At 69.1% G+C, this 20209-nt stretch carries 11 protein-coding genes; 2 read left to right on the plus strand and 9 right to left on the minus strand.

Annotated features, from left to right (window positions below):
* Positions 1–30: 30 nt before the first annotated feature.
* From U5N23_RS31800 to U5N23_RS31820, 5 genes are all read right to left on the minus strand, one after another.
* On the minus strand, positions 31–2313 hold the full coding sequence (locus U5N23_RS31800) for a diguanylate cyclase domain-containing protein (RefSeq protein ID WP_322596664.1): 2283 nt from the start codon (positions 2311–2313) through the stop codon (positions 31–33).
* A 111-nt stretch (positions 2314–2424) separates the two neighbouring features.
* The gene (gene pbpC, locus U5N23_RS31805) at positions 2425–4770 is read right to left on the minus strand and encodes a penicillin-binding protein 1C (protein ID WP_322596665.1); all 2346 of its coding nucleotides are present in this window, start codon (positions 4768–4770) and stop codon (positions 2425–2427) included.
* Positions 4760–5077, minus strand: coding sequence for a hypothetical protein (locus U5N23_RS31810; protein WP_322596666.1), 318 nt, complete (start codon positions 5075–5077; stop codon positions 4760–4762). Before U5N23_RS31810 ends, pbpC begins: the two co-directional genes overlap by 11 nt.
* A gap of 43 nt (positions 5078–5120) precedes the next feature.
* The gene (locus U5N23_RS31815) at positions 5121–5489 is read right to left on the minus strand and encodes a hypothetical protein (protein WP_322596667.1); all 369 of its coding nucleotides are present in this window, start codon (positions 5487–5489) and stop codon (positions 5121–5123) included.
* 37 nt (positions 5490–5526) lie between these two features.
* Positions 5527–11487 (minus strand): MG2 domain-containing protein, encoded by a 5961-nt coding sequence (locus U5N23_RS31820; protein ID WP_416208714.1) that lies wholly within the window; start codon positions 11485–11487, stop codon positions 5527–5529.
* A gap of 227 nt (positions 11488–11714) precedes the next feature.
* On the opposite strand from U5N23_RS31820, the gene U5N23_RS31825 reads away from it, so the two are divergent.
* Positions 11715–13838: a catalase gene (locus U5N23_RS31825; RefSeq protein WP_322596668.1), complete on the plus strand. Its 2124-nt coding sequence runs from the start codon at positions 11715–11717 to the stop codon at positions 13836–13838.
* Positions 13839–13849: 11 nt separating this feature from the next.
* Positions 13850–15121 carry an OpgC domain-containing protein gene (gene opgC / locus U5N23_RS31830; RefSeq protein ID WP_322596669.1) on the plus strand — a complete coding sequence of 424 codons (1272 nt, stop codon included), beginning with the start codon at positions 13850–13852 and terminating at the stop codon, positions 15119–15121.
* On the opposite strand, the gene U5N23_RS31835 is transcribed toward opgC, so the two are convergent.
* The 4 genes from U5N23_RS31835 to argH all read right to left on the minus strand — a co-directional run bounded on the left by U5N23_RS31835 (position 15105) and on the right by argH (position 20187).
* Positions 15105–15956, minus strand: coding sequence for an SGNH/GDSL hydrolase family protein (locus U5N23_RS31835; RefSeq protein WP_322596670.1), 852 nt, complete (start codon positions 15954–15956; stop codon positions 15105–15107). The genes opgC and U5N23_RS31835 overlap by 17 nt on opposite strands.
* Positions 15957–16102: 146 nt before the next feature.
* Complete coding sequence (locus tag U5N23_RS31840; RefSeq protein ID WP_322596671.1) at positions 16103–17566, minus strand: diguanylate cyclase domain-containing protein; 1464 nt, start codon at positions 17564–17566, stop codon at positions 16103–16105.
* Positions 17567–17606: 40 nt separating this feature from the next.
* Positions 17607–18593 carry a Bug family tripartite tricarboxylate transporter substrate binding protein gene (locus tag U5N23_RS31845; RefSeq protein WP_322596672.1) on the minus strand — a complete coding sequence of 329 codons (987 nt, stop codon included), beginning with the start codon at positions 18591–18593 and terminating at the stop codon, positions 17607–17609.
* Positions 18594–18717: 124 nt separating this feature from the next.
* The gene (gene argH / locus U5N23_RS31850; RefSeq protein WP_322596673.1) at positions 18718–20187 is read right to left on the minus strand and encodes an argininosuccinate lyase; all 1470 of its coding nucleotides are present in this window, start codon (positions 20185–20187) and stop codon (positions 18718–18720) included.
* Positions 20188–20209 lie beyond the last annotated feature (22 nt).

Genomic DNA, 20209 nt, shown 5'->3' on the forward strand with positions numbered 1-20209 from the left:
ACGCGCAGGCCCCGACAACGCGCGGGTGCGTCAGCTCGGCTCGGGCACCAGCGGCTTGTTGATCACCCGCGGCTCGGCCCCAGGGCCCGCGTACAGCATGAACTGCAGGCGCCCGCTGCGCTTGGCGGTGTACATGGCGGCGTCGGCGTGCTGAGTGAGCGCTTCGAATGTGTTGCCATGCGCTGGAAACACGGCGATGCCGCCACTGAGGCCGACGGACAGGGGCTCGCCGCCGAGGTCGAAGGGGGTGGACGCCGTGGCCAGGATCTTGCGCGCCACGCTGCAGGCGCCCTCCACATCCTCCAGGCCCGGCAGCAGCACCACGAACTCATCGCCGCCCTGGCGGCATACCGTGTCCGACTCGCGCACGGCGCCTTTGAGGCGCTGGGCGAACTGCACCAGCAGCCGGTCGCCCATGTCATGCCCCAGGCGGTCGTTGACGCCCTTGAAGCCGTCGAGGTCGATGTACATCACGGCCAGGCTGCGGCCGTCGCGCCGCGCGTGCGCAATCGCCAACTGGGCACGGTCCTGCAACAGCAGGCGGTTGGGCAGGTCGGTCAGCGCATCGTACTGCGCCAGGTGGGCCATGCGCGCCTGCATGGCCACCGCCTCGGTCACGTCGCGCAGCACGGCCACGGCGCCGGTCACCGCGCCGTGGCGGTCGGTGATGGGGCTGGCGGTTTCCTGCACGTCGAAACGCTGGCCCGAAGTGCGGTGGTGCACCACGCTGCGCACCGACACCTCCTGGGCCACCCCCTGGATGGCCTGGCGCAGCGGACTGGGCATGGGCATGCCGGTGGCCGGGTCATGCAGGCGGAGCACGGCGTCGACCTGGCTGCCGGCGGCGTCAAAGGCCTGCCAGCCAGTGAGGCGCTCGGCCACGGGGTTCAGGTAGGTGATGGCGCCCTGCGCGTCGGTGCACACCACCGCGTCACCGATGGACTGCAGCGTCAGGCGGATGCGCTCCTTCTCCTCGAACAGCTGCTCCTCCATGCGCTTGCGGTCGGTGATGTCGGTGGTTTGCGAGAACACGCCGCGCACGACACCACCATCCATGTCGGGCACATACGAGACGATGGCATGGCGCACCCCCCCGGCCTTGTCGACCACCGTGCACTCGAAAAGCTGGCTCTCGCCGCGCAGCGCGCTGCGCAGGAAGGGCTCGCACAGGGCGTACAGAGAAGGGCCCAGCAGCTCGCGGCAGTGCCTGCCGCGCAACTGTTCGGCGGGCAGGCCGAACCAGGTGTCATAGGCGCTGTTGGCAAAGCGGTTGTTCAGGTCCGCATCCCAATAGCTCACCAGCGAGGGCAGGTTATCGAGAATGGTCTGGCGGTCGCGCTCGGCCAGGCGCAGCTCGGCGCTCACGGCCTGGCGGCGCAGCAGTTCGCGCACAAAGAGCATGGCCAGCCCCACGCAGCCGGCCATCAGCAGTGCCGAGAACACCCCGATCACCCAGGCGCTGCGGTGCCATTTGGCCAGGACGGTATCGCTCGACTGCGCCACGTTCACGATCAGCGGGTAGGCCCCTGCATGCTTCCAGGCCTGCAGCTGGCGCGTGCCGTCGGTGCCCGCCGCATCGACCGCGTCGACGCCCACCGCCGCAGCCTGCAGCCGTGCCAGGGCGGCCGTGCCGGCAATGGAGGTGTTCAGGTCGGCCTGGTCCTGCGGAAAGCGCGAGATCAGCAGCCCATCGGTTCGGTACAGGTCCACCCGGCTGCCGGCCCCCAGGTCGAGCGAGCCGAACAGCCCGTCGAAGTAGCTCAGGCGGATGGCTCCGACCACCACCCCCGCGAAGGAACCGTCTGGGCGGTGGTAGGCCCTTGTCAACGGAAGAATGTACGAGCCGGTGATGCGCGAGAGCACGGGGCGGCCCACGTGCAAGCCCCGATGGCCGCCTTCGGAGAACGCGAGGAAATAGTCCCGGTCGGCAAAGTTGGCCTGGCGTGGCTTCAGGGTGGAAGAGTCCAGTACGACGTCGCCCCGGTCATCGACCACCAGCACGGATCCGGCGCCAGGCACCTGCAGGGAGTTGTCGAACAGCACACCGTTGCGTATCTCCGGCGGCAGGGCCATCACCTCCGAGCGCTCCAGCCCCGCCACCACACCCTTGAGCGACTCGTCGAGCGATCGGAGGGTGCCGCCAATGCTGCGCTCCAGCGTGCTGGCCAGGTTGGCATTGGTGCGGCTCGCATGGTCCCAGCTGTCTTCCCGCATGGTCCAGATGGTGCGGGCGAACAGCAGGCCGATGCCCAGGGACACCAGCAGGGCCAGCCAGATCAGCCTGTGGGAGAAAAACTGGCGGGAGAAATGCATGGACAAGCGTGCGTTGCGGGGCAGGCGTCCTGCAGACCCGGTTATTTGCAACACAGTGTAACGTCGCCTGCATTCCAGGCATCGCGCGAAAAGGCAGGGCTTTTGCGGCACTTATCGGCGCGATGGCCCGCCGCCGCCGGCCGCCCGCACACCGGCCCCACGCACTTCGAACTGCAGTGTGTCATGCACCTTGCCCCGTGCATCCACCAGTTCCAGCTGGTGGCGCCCCGGCCAGGGCGGCCAGGCCCAGCGCGCACCACGCCCTTGCTCGCGCCCGTCGATGCGCCAACGCAGGTCGCGCCCGCCGCTGGCCACGAACTGCAGGCGCTGGCGCTCGGGTGGAATGTCGGGGTCGAGCGCGATGATGGTGCCCGGCACCGGGGCCAGGATGCGCGCCGATGGCGGCTCGTCGGCAGCCTCCGCAGCGGCCGGTGCGGCCCGCGAGGGCCTGCCACCGCGCTTCGCAGCCACGGCGTCGTCCGCCGGCCCGGTGTCGATGGCAAAGCGCGCCTGCTGGGTACCGGGAACGAACCACTCTTCGCGCGCCGCTTCCAGCGGCAGTGGCGCCGCCCCCTCCTGCGCTGCCTGCAGGGCCCCGAACTGCACGGCCTGGCGCACCAGGCCCTTGGGTGCAGCGGGCGCCCGGCTGGGCTCGCGCGCATGCAGAAAGCCCATCACCGAAGCCCAGATGGGCGCCGCGCCGCTGGTTCCGCTCACGTCGTGCATGGCCGCGCCGCTGGCGTTGCCGACCCACACACCCACCGTGTAGCGCTGCGACCAGCCCACGGCCCAGTTGTCGCGCATGTCCTTGCTGGTGCCGGTCTTCACGGCCGACCAGAAGCGCGTGGCGAGCACGCTGTCCGTGCCGAAGGTGCGCGAGCGCGCATTGCCGTCGGACAGGATGTCGCCCACGATGAACGCCGCGCCGGCATCGATGGCACGCACCGGCGCCGCGCCCGGCTGGCCCGGCCACACCCGCACCGGGCCGCGGTTGCCGCCGTTGGCCAGGCTGCGAAAGGCATTGGTCAAATGCAGCAGCGGCACCTCGGGGCTGCCCAGGGCCAGGCTGTAGCCGAAGTAGTCGCCGCCCTCGCGCAACGGCAGGCCCAGGGCGCCGAGCTGGCGGTGGAAGGCATCGGGCGTGACCATGACCAGCGTGCGCACGGCCGGCACGTTGAGCGAGGCCGCCAGCGCGGTGCGCGCCGAGACCCAGCCCTTGAACTGGCGGTCGTAGTTCTGCGGGATGTACAGGCCACTGGCCGTGGCGATGTGGGCCGGCGAGTCGTCCACCAGCGAGGCGGCGGTGAGCCGCCGCTCGGCAATGGCCTGGGCATACAGGAAGGGCTTGAGCGTGGAGCCCGGCTGGCGCAGGGCCTGCACGCCATCGACCTCGCCGGCCTGGCTGAGCTGGCCCGAGGAGCCGACCCAGGCGAGCACGGCACCGGTGGCGTTGTCGAGCACCAGCACCGCGCCGTCCTCGACGTTGCGGCCCTGCAGCTCGCGCAGGTGCTGGGCCAGCGTCTGCACGGCAAAGCGCTGCAGCGGCGCCCGCAGGGTGCTGGTCACCCGTTCGGGCACGGGGGCCGCGCCCGGCACGGCCTGCTGCTGGCGCAGCAGGTAGCGGGCGAAGTGCGGGGCCATGCCCTCGCTGGCGTCGAACGCCCGGCGCTGCAGGGCGGCCGTGACGAACAGGTCCAGTCCATCGCAGTCCACGCGCGCAGCCCCCTGGCCGGGGCGCTGCTGCAGGTCGCGCAGCACGCCGCAGGCGCGCTGGGAGACGAGCGCCGGCCGGGCATTGGGGGCCCGCACCAGCGCAGCGGCCACGGCAGCCTCGCGGTCATCGAGCCCATGGGCGGCCTTGTCGAACAGGGTGCGGCTGAGCGCATCGATGCCCACCAGCTCGCTGCGAAACGGCACCAGGTTGAGGTAGGCCTCCAGCACCTGGTCCTTGCGCCAGCGGCGGTCCAGCACCTGCGCGGCCACCGTCTGGCCGAGCTTTTGCACCACGCTGCGCCCGCCCGGCCCCTGGCGCCAGTCGCCGTCGAGCAGGCCAGCCAGCTGCATGGTGATGGTGCTGGCGCCGCGCGTGCGCTGGTTCCACAGGTTGCCCCAGGCCGCCGCCGAGGCCGCACGCCAGTCCACCCCGCTGTGTTCGTAAAAGCGCTTGTCCTCGCTGAGCACCAGGGCCGCACGCAGCGCGGGCGACACATCGGCCAGCGGCACCCACTGGCCGCGGCGCACCGTGGCATCGGTGCGCAGGCGCTGCACCACCTCGCCCTCCTGCGAGAGGACGAGGGTGTCGGAGGGCCTGAAATCCTGGCGCACCTCGGCGAAGCTGGGGATGGCGTGCGCGGGCAGCGGACTGGCAAAGAGGCCCCAGAACGCCACGAGCAGACCAAGCGCGCGCCCGCCGCAAGCAGGCTGCCAAGGCCTCGTGTTCGCGGGTTCAGCGGCCATCGTTGCCCCGAAGGCAGCGCCTGCGCAGCAGGGGCCAGCCCACCGCCGCCGCCGCGCCGAGCAGCGGGCCCAGCACCATGGCCGCCGTCACCAGGCTGCGCTGCGCCTGGAATGGCAGGCCCCTGGTGGCCCAGCCCGCGGCCACCGCCCCCAGCACGCAACCGAGGGCACCCATCCAGCGGTGGGGCCGCAACGCCGGCACCAGCCAGAGCGCCAGCAGGCACGCACCGAAGCTGGCGGCCAGGGCGCAGAGCACCTGCAGAACCTCCGCTCCATGGGCATGGGCGGTCACAGGCAGTATCGCCATGCCAGCGGCGCAACGCGCACGCCGCGCCAATGCCGGCCGCCCTTCAACCACCGGAATGCTCCCGCTCGAAGCGCTTCTCGGCCTCGGCCAGGTGGTGCAGCAGCACATGCGAGATGAGGTTGACGCCGATGCCGCCGAAGACGGCCGGCAGCACGTAGAGCGCGATCGACAGCTCCGATGCGAACACCGAGTCGTCGGCCAGCGAGGGCGTGTGCCGGGCCAGGGCGGCCATGCTCTGCAGCAGGTAGACATCGACGCCCGCGATGAGCACCAGCGCCACGCCAAAGCCCAGCACCGCCAGGCGCGAGATGGCGCGCGTGCGCAGCAGGGCCGCATAGATGCCGGCAGGCAGCACCAGCGAGAAGGCCACCAGCAGCCAGAACCGCAGCTCCACGAAGACGCTGGCGTTCATGGCCGGTGCCTGCGGGGCGGCGCTGCGGTACGCGGTGTCACTTGGCGGCCTCGACCTTCACGCGGGCGTTGGGGAACTCGCCGAACATTTCGGGCGCGTACATGGCTTCCACGCGGCTCGGGGGCAGCGCGAAGTCGCCCACGTTGTTCAGGCGCACGGTGTACTCCATCTTCACCGTGCCCTTGGGCAGGAACTGGTAGTAGCTGCGGAAGGACTCGAAGCTGCGCTCCTCGAACGCCGGCCAGCCGCTGCCGCTGCGTTTTTCGCCCTGGGTGGCGATCTCGGAATCGCGGCCCAGGCCACTGCCCAGGATGGTGGCGCCGCCGGGCACCGGGTCGGTGATGGCGACCCAGGTCATGTCGGCGCTGGCGTTGACCTCCAGCGTCACGCGCAGCACGTCGCCGCGCGTGTACTGGCCGGCGGGCAGCGACTTGTCGGCCTGCTCCACCGGGGTGATGGTCTTCTTGATGGCGTAACCGGCCGCGAAGGGGGCTTTCAGCTGGATGGCGGCCACCGATTGCAGCGTGAGCCAGGGCTTGCCCGTGCCCTGGTGGGCCACGGACAGGCTCTCCTTGCCGCCCGCTGCTGCCCAGGGCAGGAACATGCCGTTGTTGCGCAGATTGCCCGGAGCGGCCGGTGCGCCGAACCAGGTGGTCTGGTGCGCGGCGCCACTGGCATCCGAGGTCTTGATGCGCTCGACCTTGCTCCAGTCGACGCTGGCGCTGTTGGCACCCAGGGTGGCCTTGGTGCTGCCGGCGACCGGCGTGGCCTCGAACCTGGCCGAGAACTTTTCAAGGGCCAGGCCGCCCCAGAGGTTGGCCGTGGTGGTGTGCCAGGCACCGCCCTGCTGGCGGCTGATGAAGCCATTGGCCAGCCGGCCCATGTCGTCCTTCCAGGCCGGGTCGTCCATCACGGCCAGCATCAGGCGGGCGGTGTTGACGTCGCCGTTCTGCATCAGCCACCACCAGTAGTCGTCCTGCTCGGTGCTGAAGATCAGCTTGGTGCCCTGGAAGGACAGGCGGCTGCGCAGCACCTGCATGGCCTCGGCCAGGCGCTTGTCGCGCTCGGGCACATCGGCCACGCGGCGCAGCACGTTGACCCAGTCGATCACCGCGTGCGTGGGCCACTGGTTGGGCGCCACGGTGATGCTGCTGGCCATGCGGCCCTGGGCCTTGCCGTAGCGCGACAGGGCCTCGATGGCGGCCAGCTTGCGCATGTCCAGGTCCTTGCGCGGGCTCCAGAAGTCGCGCTGGATGCGGCCTTCGATGAAGGCGATCAGGCCCCGCTCCATGGGCGCGCGCGCCTCGTCGGGCAGTGCGAAGGCCGGGTCGATGCTGGAGGCCTCGTGCGTGGCTGCCAGCAGGTAGGCCGTGAGCGTGTCGCTGCCGCGGTTGGCATCGCCGTCGCGCGGCGGAAAGTAGTTGGCCAGGCCGTCGCTGTCCAGGTAGGTGGGCAGCTGGGCCACCACGGTCTGCCACAGCTTGCCGTCGCGCATGCCCACGGCCTTGCTGGTCTTTTGCTCCAGGCAGATGAAGGGGTAGTTGGCCCACCAGTCGCGCACGCCGGGCAGGCCCTCGGCCAGCTTGGGCTGCAGCGACATCTTCAGGCCGCCGCGGCCGGGCAGTGCGTCGGCCGGCGGGTTCACGTCCAGGTTGAAACTGCCGTCCACCTGCACCAGCGTGGCCTGCTGCACCGTGAGCGGAATGGCCGGGATGATGCGCTGGCGCGCCTTGAGCGCGTCGCGCGCGCCGCTCGCCGTGTCCTTGGCATCGATCTCCCAGAGGATGGCTTCGGCGCGGGTCTGCGCCAGTTGCGCCGGTGCCGTCACGTTCCAGGCCACCTCGCGCGACTCGCCGGCGGGGATGTCGATGGTCTGGGGCTTCAGGTCCAGCAGCGTGGCGCGGGGCGAGACCTCGACCTTCATCGCCGCCTTGGTTGTGTTGCGCAGCGTGAGCTGGGCGCGGAACTGGTCGTCCTCGCGCACCAGCGGCGGCAGGCCGCTGATGATCTGCAGGTCCTGCGTGGCGCGGATGCTGGTGCTGCCGGTGCCGAACAGGCCCACCGAGGCATCGGCCACAGCGACGATCTTGAAGGTGGTGAGCGCGTCGTTGAGCGGCACCGTCACCTTGGCCTGGCCATTGGCGTCGAGCTTGAGCGCGGGCTCCCACAGCAGCAGGGTTTCGAGCAGCTCGCGCGTCTGCGCACGGCCGCCGCCGCCGCCGGCGGGCACGGCCTTCTTGCCGTAGTGGCGCCGGCCGATGATCTCCATCTGCGCGGTGGAGGTCTGCACGCCCCAGCTGCGCCGCTGCAGCATGGCTTCAAGCACGTTCCAACTGGTGTTGGGCATCAGCTCCAGCAGCGCCTGGTCCACGGCGGCGAGGGCCACCTCGGCGTTGGCGGCGGGTTTGCCGTTGGGCAGGGTGGCGGTGATGGTGACCTGCGCCTTGCCGCGCACCGGGTAGCTTTCCTTGTCGGCCACGACCTTCACGTCGATCTGGTGGGCCTTGGTGCCCACGCGGATCTCGGCCAGGCCCAGGCGGAAGGCGGGCTTGGACAGGTCGACCATGGCCGTCGGGGCCTGGTACTCCTTGCCCTCGTACCAGAACGAGTTCCACCACTCGCGCGGCGACTTGAAGCCCCAGGTGAAGAAGCTGTACCAGGGCACGTCACGCAGTCGCCCGCGCAGGGCCAGCACGCTCACGTAGACGTTGGGGCCCCAGCCCTCTTCGATCTTGAGCTCGATGGTCGGGTCCTGGCCGTTGAGCTGCACCACGCGGGTGTCGATGATGCCTTCGCGCTCCACGGCCACCAGGGCCGTGGCGAAGCGGAACGGCATGCGCACCTGGAATTTGGCGGTTTCGCCGCTCTGGTAGCTCTTCTTCTCGGGCAGCAGGTCCATGCGGTCGTGGTCCTCACCGCCGAACCACAGCTCGCCCTGGCGCGTGACCCAGACCGAAGACGCCGCCTCGCTGGTGTTGCCGTCGCGGTCGCTGGCGATCGCCACCAGCTCCACCTCGCCGGCCTCGTCGAGCCTGGATTCGCACAGCAGCAGGCCGCGGCTGTCGCTCTTGCCGCTGCAGACGGTGCCCAGGTCCTTGGTCTCGGTCTGGTTGTCGTAGCTGTAGAAGCCGCCCACCATGCGTTTGCGCGTGGTGGTGGTGATGCGCGCCATGGCCTTGACCTGCAGGGGCACGTCGGCCGCCGCAGTGCCGTTGTGCTGCAGCGCCAGGGCCTGGAAGCGGATCTTCTGCTTGGCAGAGACCCAGCCCTCGGTCTTGATGCCGGCCACCACGCCCGCAGGCCACACGGTCTGCGTGCTGCGCAGGGTCTGCACTTCGCCATTGGGGTCGGCGTAGGTGGCCTCCATCACCAGGTCCTGCGGCTGGCGCCCCTGGGGCACGTTGTCGATGGTGACCTTGCCGGCGCCATTGCGGTCCAGCGTCACGGGCAGCTTGTCGGCGATGACGCGGCTGTCCTGGCTGGCGGCGGCCTCTTCATCGTCGCTGTTGCCGTTGCCCGACTGGCCACGCTTGCGCGGCGGGTTGAAGCTGAAGGCGTCGTAGTCGTTGTACTGCAGGGACTTGCTGCGCACCATGGCCGACACGCGCACCGGCAGGTTGGCTGCGCCACCGCCGGCCACGTAGTTGATCTGCACGTCCGTGGGCACGGAGCGCACGCGCACCAGGGCCTTCTTGTCGGCGGGCGCAATGCGCCCTTCCAGCACCGGCAGGCGGAATTCTTCCACGCGGAACTGGCCCGAGCTGAAGCTGCGCTCGCTGCCGCCCGCGTTGCGCAGCTCCACCGAGTACATGCCGAGCTTGGCCGCAGGCGGCACGGCAAAGCTGCTCTGCGCGCTGAAACCGCCCGTGGCCGTGCTGCGCCAGGCCAGGGGCTGGGTGTACTGCTGGCCGCTGCCGATGTGGGTGATCACCAGCGTGGCGGGCCGGCTTTCGGGAATGTCGAAGCCCTTGCGCGTCTCGGTGCGCAGCAGGTGCTTCATCGACACCGTTTCGCCCGCCCGGAACAGGGTGCGGTCGAAGATGGTGTGGGCGCGTTCGTCGGGATTGGCCTCGCTGCTGGTGGGCACGTTGAAGCGCCAGGGCTCGATGCCGCGCTGCCAGTCGCTCCAGGTGAAGGCCATGTCCTCGACGTTGTCGGCGCCCTTGCTGCGCGCGCTGACGAAGTAGGCGCGCTCGCCCTCCTCGCCGCACATTTCCGGATCCGAGGACAGGCCTTCGAGGCTGGCCACGCCCTGGGCATTGGTGGTGCCGGTGGCCAGTTCACGGCCGCTGCAGTCGGACACCCGCACCGTGGCGCCGGCCACGGGCTGGCCCTTGTCCAGGCTGGTCACCCAGGCCAGTGCGTTCTCGCGGCCGAGCTTGAAGTGCACGCCCAGGTTGGTCACCAGCGCCGAAGTGCGCACGTACATGGTGCGGGCGTCGCCATGGCGCTCGTCGAGCAGCGAGCTGCCGAGCCTTGGCGAGGCGATCTCCACCACGTGGAAGCCGGGCGTGAGCGGGATGCCCACCACCTCGAAGGGGCGCGGGTCGTTGCTCGCGGGCTTGGGCAGCTCCAGCATCTTCACGCCGCCCTGGCCGCCGAGCAGCGAGACCATGCGCGACTGCACGTAGTCGCGCTCGTTGTCGATCACCTTGGGCAACGGGCCCCTGGTGTCGCGGCGCGCTTCCTTGCGGTCGACATGGTAGTTGTCGTAGCGCTTGACCTTGCGGAACCAGGCAATGATGTCCGAGTCGCTGGTGGGCCGCAGGGTGCTGACCTTGCCGGCAGGGGCCGCAGGCGTGCCGCTGCCCGCCTGCAGGCCCTGCACCTTGAGGGCCGCCTCCACGTTGCGCAGCGTGACGGGCAGCAATGCCGGGCCCTCGGGGCCCTCGGCGAAGCGCTCGACGATGCCGAAGGGCGCGGCCGCGAACTTGGCCAGCGGCGGCATGCCGCCCGTGGCCACTTTGAGCGGGAAGCTGTCGGCGTTGCGAAGCGTGCGGCCCGAGGCGTCCTGGAAATCCTTGGGCAGCTCGATGGTGAACTGCGTGTTCTCGGCCAGCGGTGCGGTGAACTGCAGGCTGGTGACCACGGAATCGGGGTTCTTGTCCTCGTCCGCACCGCCTTCGAGCTGCGGCTTCAAGGTTTCCTTGCCTGATTTCAGGCGGATGCCGGCCGCCAGCTTGCGCGACAGCGGCGCGTTGAAGGACAGCGCCATCGGGCGGATCGGCAGGCAGGCGGCCTGCGCGTTCTCGCGCTCGCACGTGAACTCGGCCGAAAAGGGCTCGCGCACCTTGTAGGCAAAGCGCTTTTCGACCGCATTGGCCACGCCGCTTGGCGTGGCCACGCCCTTGCCGAAGACGAACTGCATGCGCGAGCCCGAAGTCAGGCGCCGGTTGCAGGCCAGGCTCACGTACTGCAGGGGCTGCTGCGCGGCACGCCTGTCCAGTCCCAGGGACTTAAGGATCTCGGCACGCTGGCTGCCTTCGACCAGGCGCACGGGAACCTTCTCACCCACCCCATCGAGCGCGCACCAGGTGTTGGCCTGCACGCTTTCGAGCGTCGCCGGCCCGTTGAGCTGCAGTACGAAGACCTGTTCCTCGTCGAGCTCCTGGTAGGTGCCAGGCCGCATGTTCTGCACGAAGGGCCCGCCGGTGTTGAACTGGAAGCTGGTGGGGCCCGTCAGCGCCGTGCCGGTGGCCGACTTGAAACCGGTCTTGACCGCCGCAGTGCAGCGCACCCCGGGAGGCAGGTCGTTCTCGAAGTCGAACACCCACTCCTTCTCGCCCGTCCAGCGGCCATTGCCCTTGGTGGCTGCGGCATCGCTGCAGCTCAGCGTGAGCGGCGCGGGCGCCTTGGGGTCGCCAAAATTGACGGCGGCCGCATCGAACTTGGCCACCACTTGGCGCACGCGCGCGACCTCGCCCTGGGGGGACAGGCTCGTGATCTGCAGGGCATGGGCCGCACCCATGGTGGCCAGCGACAGGCCGGCAGCAAACATCCAGTTCTTGGCTTTCACGCGATCCCCTCCAAAGGAACTGGCAAGCGTAACAAAAGCGCATGGCATGCAGGCCTGCGTTGCAAGCACTTACGTATCCAGAGCGTGCGCCACTTCACGCAACCGCCGTTTTTGCACTGCCGACAGGAGGACGGCTCGTGGTCCTACCCCCGCCTGTGGTGCCCTCGGGAAAGATGCCTTTTGACCCCACCCCCATTTCTGGAGCATCCATGGCCAAGTCCCCAGCCATCCGCAGCACTGCGGATAAGCCACGTTCGACCCCTAGCACCACCCCGTCCCCCGACACCCAGCGCGGCAATGGTGACGAATTGCAACAACAAGCGGGCGGTGATCACCCGGTGATGACAACCCAGCAGGGCATTCCGATCGCCGACAACCAGAACTCGCTGCGCGACACGCCACGCGGCCCCACGCTGCTCGAAGACTTCATCCTGCGCGAGAAGATCACGCACTTCGACCATGAGCGCATTCCCGAGCGCATCGTGCATGCCCGCGGCACGGCCGCACACGGCTACTTCGAGCTGACCGAATCGCTGGCCGAGTTCACCACCGCGCGCGTGCTGACCGAAGTGGGCGTGCAGACCCCGGTGTTCACGCGCTTTTCCACCGTGGCCGGCGGCGCCGGTTCGGTGGACACACCGCGCGACGTGCGCGGCTTCGCCGTCAAGCTGTACACGCAAGAGGGCAACTGGGACATCGTGGGCAACAACATTCCGGTGTTCTTCATCCAGGACGCGATGAAGTTCCCCGACCTCGTGCACGCCGTGAAGATGGAGCCCGACCGTGGCTACCCCCAGGCGGGCAGCGCACACGACACCTTCTGGGACTTCGTCTCGCTGATGCCCGAAACCCTGCACATGGTGATGTGGGCCATGAGCGACCGCACCATCCCGCGCAGCCTGCGCATGATCGAGGGCTTCGGCGTGCATTCCTTCCGCCTGGTCAACGCCGAAGGAAAAAGCACTTTCGTGAAGTTCCACTGGCGGCCCAAGCTCGGCATCCAGTCCACGGTGTGGGACGAGGCCGTGAAGCTGCAGGCGGCGGACAACGATTTCCACCGCCGCGACCTGTTCGAGGCCATCGAGGCCGGCAACTACCCCGAGTGGGACTTTGCCGTGCAGCTGTTCACCGAGGAAGACGCGGCAAAGTTCCCGTTCGACCACCTGGATGCCACCAAGCTGATCCCCGAGGAACTGGTGCCCCTGCGCACCATTGGCCGCATGGTGCTCAACCGCTGGCCCGACAACTTCTTTGCCGAGACCGAGCAGGTCGCCTACTGCCCCGCCAACGTGCCACCGGGCGTGGATTTCTCCAACGACCCGCTGCTGCAGGGCCGGCTGTTCTCGTACCTGGACACGCAGCTGTCGCGCCTGGGCGGTCCGAATTTCGCGCAGATCCCGGTCAACGCGCCCAAGTGCCCGTTCCACAACATGCAGCGCGATGGACACATGCAGATGCAGGTGCCCAAGGGCCGGGTGAACTACGAGCCCAGCAGCCTGCAGGGCGACACGCCGCGCGCCTCGCTGGCGCAGGGCTTCAAACACTTTGCCGAGCGCCCGGCCGACGATGGTGCCAAGGGCCGCGTGCGCGCCGAGAGCTTTGCCGACCACTACAGCCAGGCGCGCATGTTCTATCGCAGCCAGAGCGAGGTGGAGCAGGCGCACATGGCCTCGGCCATCGTGTTCGAGCTGTCCAAGGTGGCCACGGTGCACGTGCGCGAGGCGGTGGTGGGGCATCTGCAGCATGTGGACGCCGCCCTGGCCCAGCGCGTGGCAGATGGTCTGGGCATGGACGCCCTGCCCCCTGCGCCGCCCACTGCCGTGGAGCCCCAGGACCTGCCGCTGTCGCCCGCGCTGCGCATCATTGACCGCATGAAGCCCACGCTCGAAGGCCGCTGCGTGGGCCTGCTGGTGGACGACGGATCCAACGCCAAGTCGGTGGCCGCCTTCAAGAAGGCCGTGGAGAAGGCCGGCGCCACGGTGAAGATCGTCGCCCCCAAGGTGGGCGGTGCCACGATGGACGATGGCAGCCGCCTGCCCGCCGATGGACAACTGGCCGGCACGCCGTCCACCGTGTTCGATGCCGTGGCCTCCATCCTCTCGACCGAGATGGGCAACAAACTCTCTCGCGAGGCCGCGGCCGTGGATTGGTTCCGCGATGCCTTCGGCCACCTCAAGGCGATCGGCGCCTGCCCGGGATCGCAGGCCATCGTGCAGGCGGCCGGCATAGAGCCCGACGCCGGCGTGGTGGATCCCAAGGACAGCAAGGCCTTCATTGCTGCCGCGCAGACACGGCAGTGGGACCGCGAGCCGACGCTGCGCACCCTCGCCTGAGCAAGCGCGCCATGCCCCCCGCCCCTGCCCCCTCCCAGCGCAGCTGGGAAATCGATGCAGCCCGGGGGCTGATGCTGCTGCTGATGACGGTGACGCACTTGCCCACGCGCCTCACCTCGCCTCTGGGCCAGCCCTTCGGCTTCGTGTCGGCGGCCGAGGGCTTCGTGCTGCTCTCGGCCTACATGGCCGGCATGGTCTACGGCCGGGTGGCCTGGCGCAAGAGCGTGGCCGAGATGCACCACGCCTTCTGGCGCCGGGCCCTCAAGATCTACGCCTGCCATGCGGCACTGCTCTTGTTCCTGTTCACGGTGATCGCCTTCATCGGCATCCGCATCGAACAGCCGGCCGTGGTGGACCTGCTGAACTTCTACATCCAGCAGCCGTTCACCGCGCTGGTGGGTGGCCTGCTGCTGCTCTACGAGCCGCCGCTCCTCGACATTCTGCCGCTGTATGTGCTGTTCATGCTGGCCAGCCCCTGGGTGATGGTGCTGGCCTTCGTCTGGGGCTGGCGGCCGGTGATGGTGGTGAGCGGGCTGCTGTGGTTGCTGGCCCAGTTCGGACTGTCGCACTGGGTCTATGACGGCATCAACGCCATCGTGCCGCTGCCCGTGCCGTTCAGCGAGACCGGCGCCTTCGTGATGTGGAGCTGGCAGTTCCTGTGGATGCTGGGGCTGTGGATGGGCGCCACGCGCAACGACCCGAACGCGCCGGCGTTCACGTTTCCGCGCTGGTCGGTGCTGCTGGCCATTGCACTGGCCATTTTCCTGCTGGGGTGGCGCCATCTGGTCGGGCAAATACCGTTCCATCCCGAGGGTCCATACGCCGCGTTCAACCCCTGGTTCGACAAGTGGGCCCTGGGGCCCATGCGCATGATCAACCTCTTCGCATTGTTGCTGCTCGCCATCCACTACGGCCCCGGGCTGGCCCGCAGCATGCCGAGGCAGCGCTGGCTTGAGACGCTGGGATCGGCCTCGCTGCCGGTGTTTTGCGCCCACCTGGTGCTGGTGCTCCTGGTGCTGGCGGGGCTGGGTGCGAAATACGAGCGGCCCTGGCTGCAGGACATCGCCCTGCTGGCCGCCTGCTTCGGCGTGCTCTATGCGGTGGCACGGGCGACCCTGTGGCTTGAACGCCAACAGAAGGAAGACGCCGCGCCGCCCGCCGTGTTGGCCCCGGGCCAGAAGCGCCCGCCGATGTACCCGCCAGCGCCGTCCCGCACGGCAAGATCCGCCCAAGGCGAAAGCGATGGCGGGATGAAGGAGCGGGCTTTCAGCGGCCGGTGCTGACCTGGACGGCAGCAGCCGCCGGCACAGCCGCTGCTGTTTCCGTGGCTTTCTCGGCAGCCCGGTCCGAGCCGGCCTGCATCGTGGCCCGGCCACGCCCCACATAGTCCGCAATCACCGAGCGCCACAGCCGGTAGCCCGCACCGCTCAGGTGCAGGCGGTCCGGCCCGAAGAGTTCGGCCCGGGGCGCACCCTGCAGGTCGAGCATGGGGGTGAAGATGTCGATGTAATCGCTGTTGGGCAAGGTGCGCACATAGGCGGCCAGCAACGCATTCGCTTCGCGCGCCCTGGGCATCAGCTCGGCGCGCAAGGGGCTCGGTTTGATCGAGATGTAGGCGATGCGCGTGTCCGGCAGTTCGGCGCGCACGGCAGCCACGAAGCCCTCGAAGCTGTCGAGCACCTGCTGGGGCGAGCGGCCTTCGGCCAGGTCGTTGTCGCCCGCATAGACGAACACCTGGCGCGGGCGGTACTGCAGCACCAGTTGCTTGACGAAGTACTGGCAATCGGCCATGGTGGAGCCACCGAAGCCACGGTTGATGACCACCGGCACGTCGCGAAAGTCCTGCGGCAGCTGTGTCCAGAAGCGGATGGTGGAGCTGCCCACGAAGAGCACCCCATCCTCGGCAGGGGCCTGGGCCTTGTCGGCTGCGGCAAATGCATCCATGCTGGCTTGCCAGCGGGCATAGTGGGAGGCCGATGAGGACTGCGTGGTCTTGGGCCCGGGCCCCGCGCCCGATGGACCCACGGGCGCGGGGTGCACTACGGCCGTGCTCGACACCAGCACCCCCGACAGCGCAAGGCGCCGGGCGAGCTGGGAGAGGCGGGGAAATCGCTTCATGGCAGGGGCTCCAGGAAGTGGCACATCGTTATCAGATGGGGCCATTTTCGGCAGTTTCACCGCAGCCAACCCATGTTTTACAAATTCGGTGGGGCCCTCGCGCACAGCCAGCCATGGACACTGCAAGAGCCATCCGAATGGATGGTTCACGGCATGGTGGAGCTGTTCAGCGGCTGCGTCGCATAGGTGTGCAGTTCGGCCGAGGCGGCCAGCGTGGCCTTGCCCTTGCCGGTGCGCTTGCTGGCGTACAGTGCCTGATCGGCGCGGTCGATCAGCGCGGGCAGGGCCTCGGCCGCGTCGCCCTGGAACACGGCCACGCCGATGCTGACACCGATGCGCACATGCTCGCCGTTGTCCAGGCCGATGGGCGCCAGCATGTCCTGGATGGCTCGCTGGGCGATTTCCATCGCGGCCTGCGGCGACGTCACCGCATTCAACACCAGCGCGAACTCGTCGCCCCCGAGCCGTGCCGCCGTGTCGTTGGCACGCGCGAGCCCCGCCAGGCGCTGGCCTGCGCGCACCAGCACCTGGTCGCCGCAACCGTGGCCCATGCTGTCGTTGACGGCCTTGAAGCCATCGAGGTCCATCAACAGCAGCGCGCCGGCCCGGCGGTCACGGTAGGCCGCCAGCACGGCCTGGGACAGGCGATCCTCGAACAGGCGGCGGTTGGGCAGCCCGGTGAGGCGGTCGTGGCTGGCCAGCGCCAGCACCTGCTGGTGGGCCCGCACCAGCCAGGCACTGAGCAGCCCCAGCAGCACCGCGAACACGTACGACAGCGTCACCACCAGCGCAGGTGCACTGCCGGCGGCCTTCCAGCCACCGACCGGCACGGCACCCAGGATCCAGCTGCCGCCCCCGGGCAGGGGCACGTCGAGCGTGACCGGCTTTTCGTCGAAGAGGCCGGCGCGGCCCACGAACACGGCCCCCTGGGCGCCCATGGCATCGAGGCCGCGCGCAGCCACCTGGAAACCCATCTGTTCGGTGTTGAGCCCCACGTCGGTGAACAGGGTGTCGGCGTTCACGGCCAGCGAGACGATGCCCCAGTAGCGCGGCTCGGCCACGGCGGCCGCACCCGGCACGCCCGACAGGAACACCGGCGTGCGGCTCACGATGCCCAGCCCACCCTGCACCAGCGGGATGGGCCCGGCCACCACCGTGCGGCGGGTCTGGATGGCGCGCTCCACGGCGCCGCGCTGCTGCGGGTTGTCCAGGTAGCGCAGGCCCAGGGCCTTCTCGTTGCCCAGGCGCGGATAGATGTCGCTGATGACGTTGTCCGGTGCCAGCGCCAGGTTGCGGATGTTGCGCTGGCTTTCCAGCAGCCGCCCGACCACCGAGGCGAAGATCTCGGGCGGCATATGGCCTTGCGCGGCCACGAAGGCAGCCACGGTTTCGGGCACCGACAGCGTGCTCTGCAGCTGGCGGTCCAGGCGGTCGCGGATTTCGAGCAGGTGCGTCTGCCCGCGGGCCACGATCTCGGTGCGCGCCTTGGTGTGCGAGATATCGATCACCACCCAGGCCAGCAGCATGGCCAGCGCGCCGCTGCACAGGCCCACGATCAAGGGCAGGTAGCGGGACTGGCGCCAGTGGGCGGGCAGGCGGGCGTTAGGCATGGGTGGGGGTGGGCGGTGCCTGCCTGCTCCGGCAGACGGATTACTGGGCCACGAAGCCGGTGTCCTTGATGATCTTGGTCCAGGCAGCGGTGTAGGCCTTTTCGCGCGCGGCGAACTGCGTGGGCGACATGTGGCCCACGGTCAGGCCCATGGCGGTGAGGTGGTCGCGCACCTCGGGCATAGCGATGACCTTGGCCACGGCGTTCGAAAAGTCGGTGACGAACTTCTGCGGCGTGCCGGTGGGGGCATAGATGCCGTAGTAGGGCAGGTCTTCGAAGCCCTTGAGGCCCAGCTCGTCGAAGGTGGGCACGTCGGGCATGGCGGCCTGGCGGGCCTTGCCCAGCACGGCCACCACGCGCACCTTGCCGGCCTTGTGGTTCTCGATGAAGTCGGGGATGGAGGCCACGCCGGCACCGATCTGGTTGCCCAGCATGTCGGCCATCATGGGCGCGCTGCCCCGGTAGGGTGCCGACACCAGGTCGATGCCGAACTTGCCGCCCACCAGCTTCACCAGGAATTCTGGGGTGGACGCGGGGGCAGGGATGCCCACGGCGCCCTTGCCGCCACCTGCCGCCTTGACCCAGGCGACGTACTCGCTGAACGACTTGGCGGGCGTACCGCCCGAGACAGCGAAGGCGTTCACGAAGGTGGCGATGCCGACCACTGGGATGAAATCACGCGCGGGATCGAAGCCGGCGTTCTTCACCACCTGGGGCAGGATGGAGATAGAGTGGTCGTGGGTGAGAAACAACACCGTGCCGTCCGCCGGGCCGGCCTTGAGGGTCTGGGCGGCGATCTGCCCGCCTGCACCGGGCTTGTTCTCCACCACCACCGAGGTGCCGAGCTCGTCCTTGAGCTTCTCGGCCAGGGTGCGCGCGATGGCATCGGTACCACCGCCGGCCGGAAAACCCACCAGCAGCCGGATCGGCTTGGGCTGGGCCGAGGCCAGGCCTGTGGCCGCAAGGCCCAGCAGCAGCGCACCGGTGCGCAGGGTGTTCAGGAGAAGGCGGCGGCGGGGCGAGGTCATGCGAAGGGCTCCAGCGGATGGGTCATCAGGTGCAACAGGCAGGGATCGTAGCCGCAGGCGGCGGCGCTGTCATGCGCAGCCGCCTGCGGCATCCATCCCATGCAAGAAGCACGCCCAGAAGGCGTCAGCCCAGCCGTGCGCGGTGGCGCGCCAACTGGGCGCGCACCTGGGCAGGTGCCGTGCCGCCCAGGGTGTTGCGCGCATTGAGCGAACCGCGCAGGCTCAGCGCGTCGAACACGTCCTTCTCGATCTGCGGGTGAAAGCCCTGCAGCACGGCCAGCGGCAGCTCGGACAGGTCCACCTGGTGCGAGACGGCGGCCTTCACGGCGTGGGCCACGGTTTCGTGGGCATCGCGGAACGGCAGGCCCTTCTTGACCAGGTAGTCGGCCAGGTCGGTGGCGGTGGCATAGCCCTTGAGCGCGGCCTGCTCCATGGCGGGCGCGTTGACGGTGATGCCGCCCTCCTTCTTGCCCGTGGCGGGGTTCAACTGGCCGCCGACCATCTCGGCGAAGATGCGCAGCGTGTCCTTGAGCGTGTCCACGGTGTCGAACAGCGGCTCCTTGTCTTCCTGGTTGTCCTTGTTGTAGGCCAGGGGCTGGCCCTTCATCAGGGTGATCAGGCCCATCAGGTGGCCGACCACGCGGCCGGTCTTGCCGCGCGCCAGCTCCGGCACGTCGGGGTTCTTCTTCTGCGGCATGATGGAGCTGCCGGTGGTGAAGCGGTCGGCGATCTTGATGAAGCCGAAGTTCTGGCTCATCCAGATGATGAGCTCTTCGCTCAGGCGGCTCACGTGCACCATGCACAGGCTGGCGGCGGCCGTGAATTCGATGGCGAAGTCGCGGTCGCTCACGGCGTCCAGGCTGTTCTGGCACACGCCCTGCATGCCCAGGGTGCGCGCCACACGCTCGCGGTCCAGCGGGTAGGTGGTGCCGGCCAGCGCGGCGGCGCCCAGGGGTAGCACGTTGACGCGGCGGCGCACATCGGCCATGCGCTCGGCGTCGCGCGCGAACATTTCCACATAGGCCAGCATGTGGTGGCCAAAGCTCACGGGCTGGGCCACCTGCAGGTGGGTGAAGCCCGGCAGGATGACCTCCACGTTCTGCTCGGCCACGTCCACCAGGGACACCTGCAGCTCCTTGAGCAGGTCGGCGATCAGGTCGATCTCGCCGCGCAGCCACAGGCGCACGTCGGTGGCCACCTGGTCGTTGCGGCTGCGGCCGGTGTGCAGGCGCTTGCCGGCGTCGCCCACGAGCTGGGTCAGGCGCGCCTCGATGTTCAGGTGCACGTCTTCGAGGTCGAGCTTCCACTCGAAGCCGCCGGACTCGATTTCCGCGCTGATCTGCGCCATGCCGCGCTCTATCGAGGCATGGTCCTCGGCGCTGATGATGCCTTGCGCGGCCAGCATGTCGGCATGCGCCAGGCTGCCCGCGATGTCGGCCTGCCACAGGCGCTTGTCGAAGAAGACGCTGGAGGTGTAGCGCTTGACCAGGTCGCTCATGGGCTCGGAAAACAGCGCCGACCAGGCCTGGGCCTTGGTGTCGAGCTGGTTGTGGGAGGGCGCGGACGGCGCGCTATTGGCTTGGCTGTTGGACATGGGAGGGCAATAATCCGGTAGT

It is taken from the genome of Acidovorax sp. (assembly GCF_034519795.1).
In the GTDB taxonomy this organism is placed as follows: domain Bacteria; phylum Pseudomonadota; class Gammaproteobacteria; order Burkholderiales; family Burkholderiaceae_C; genus Acidovorax.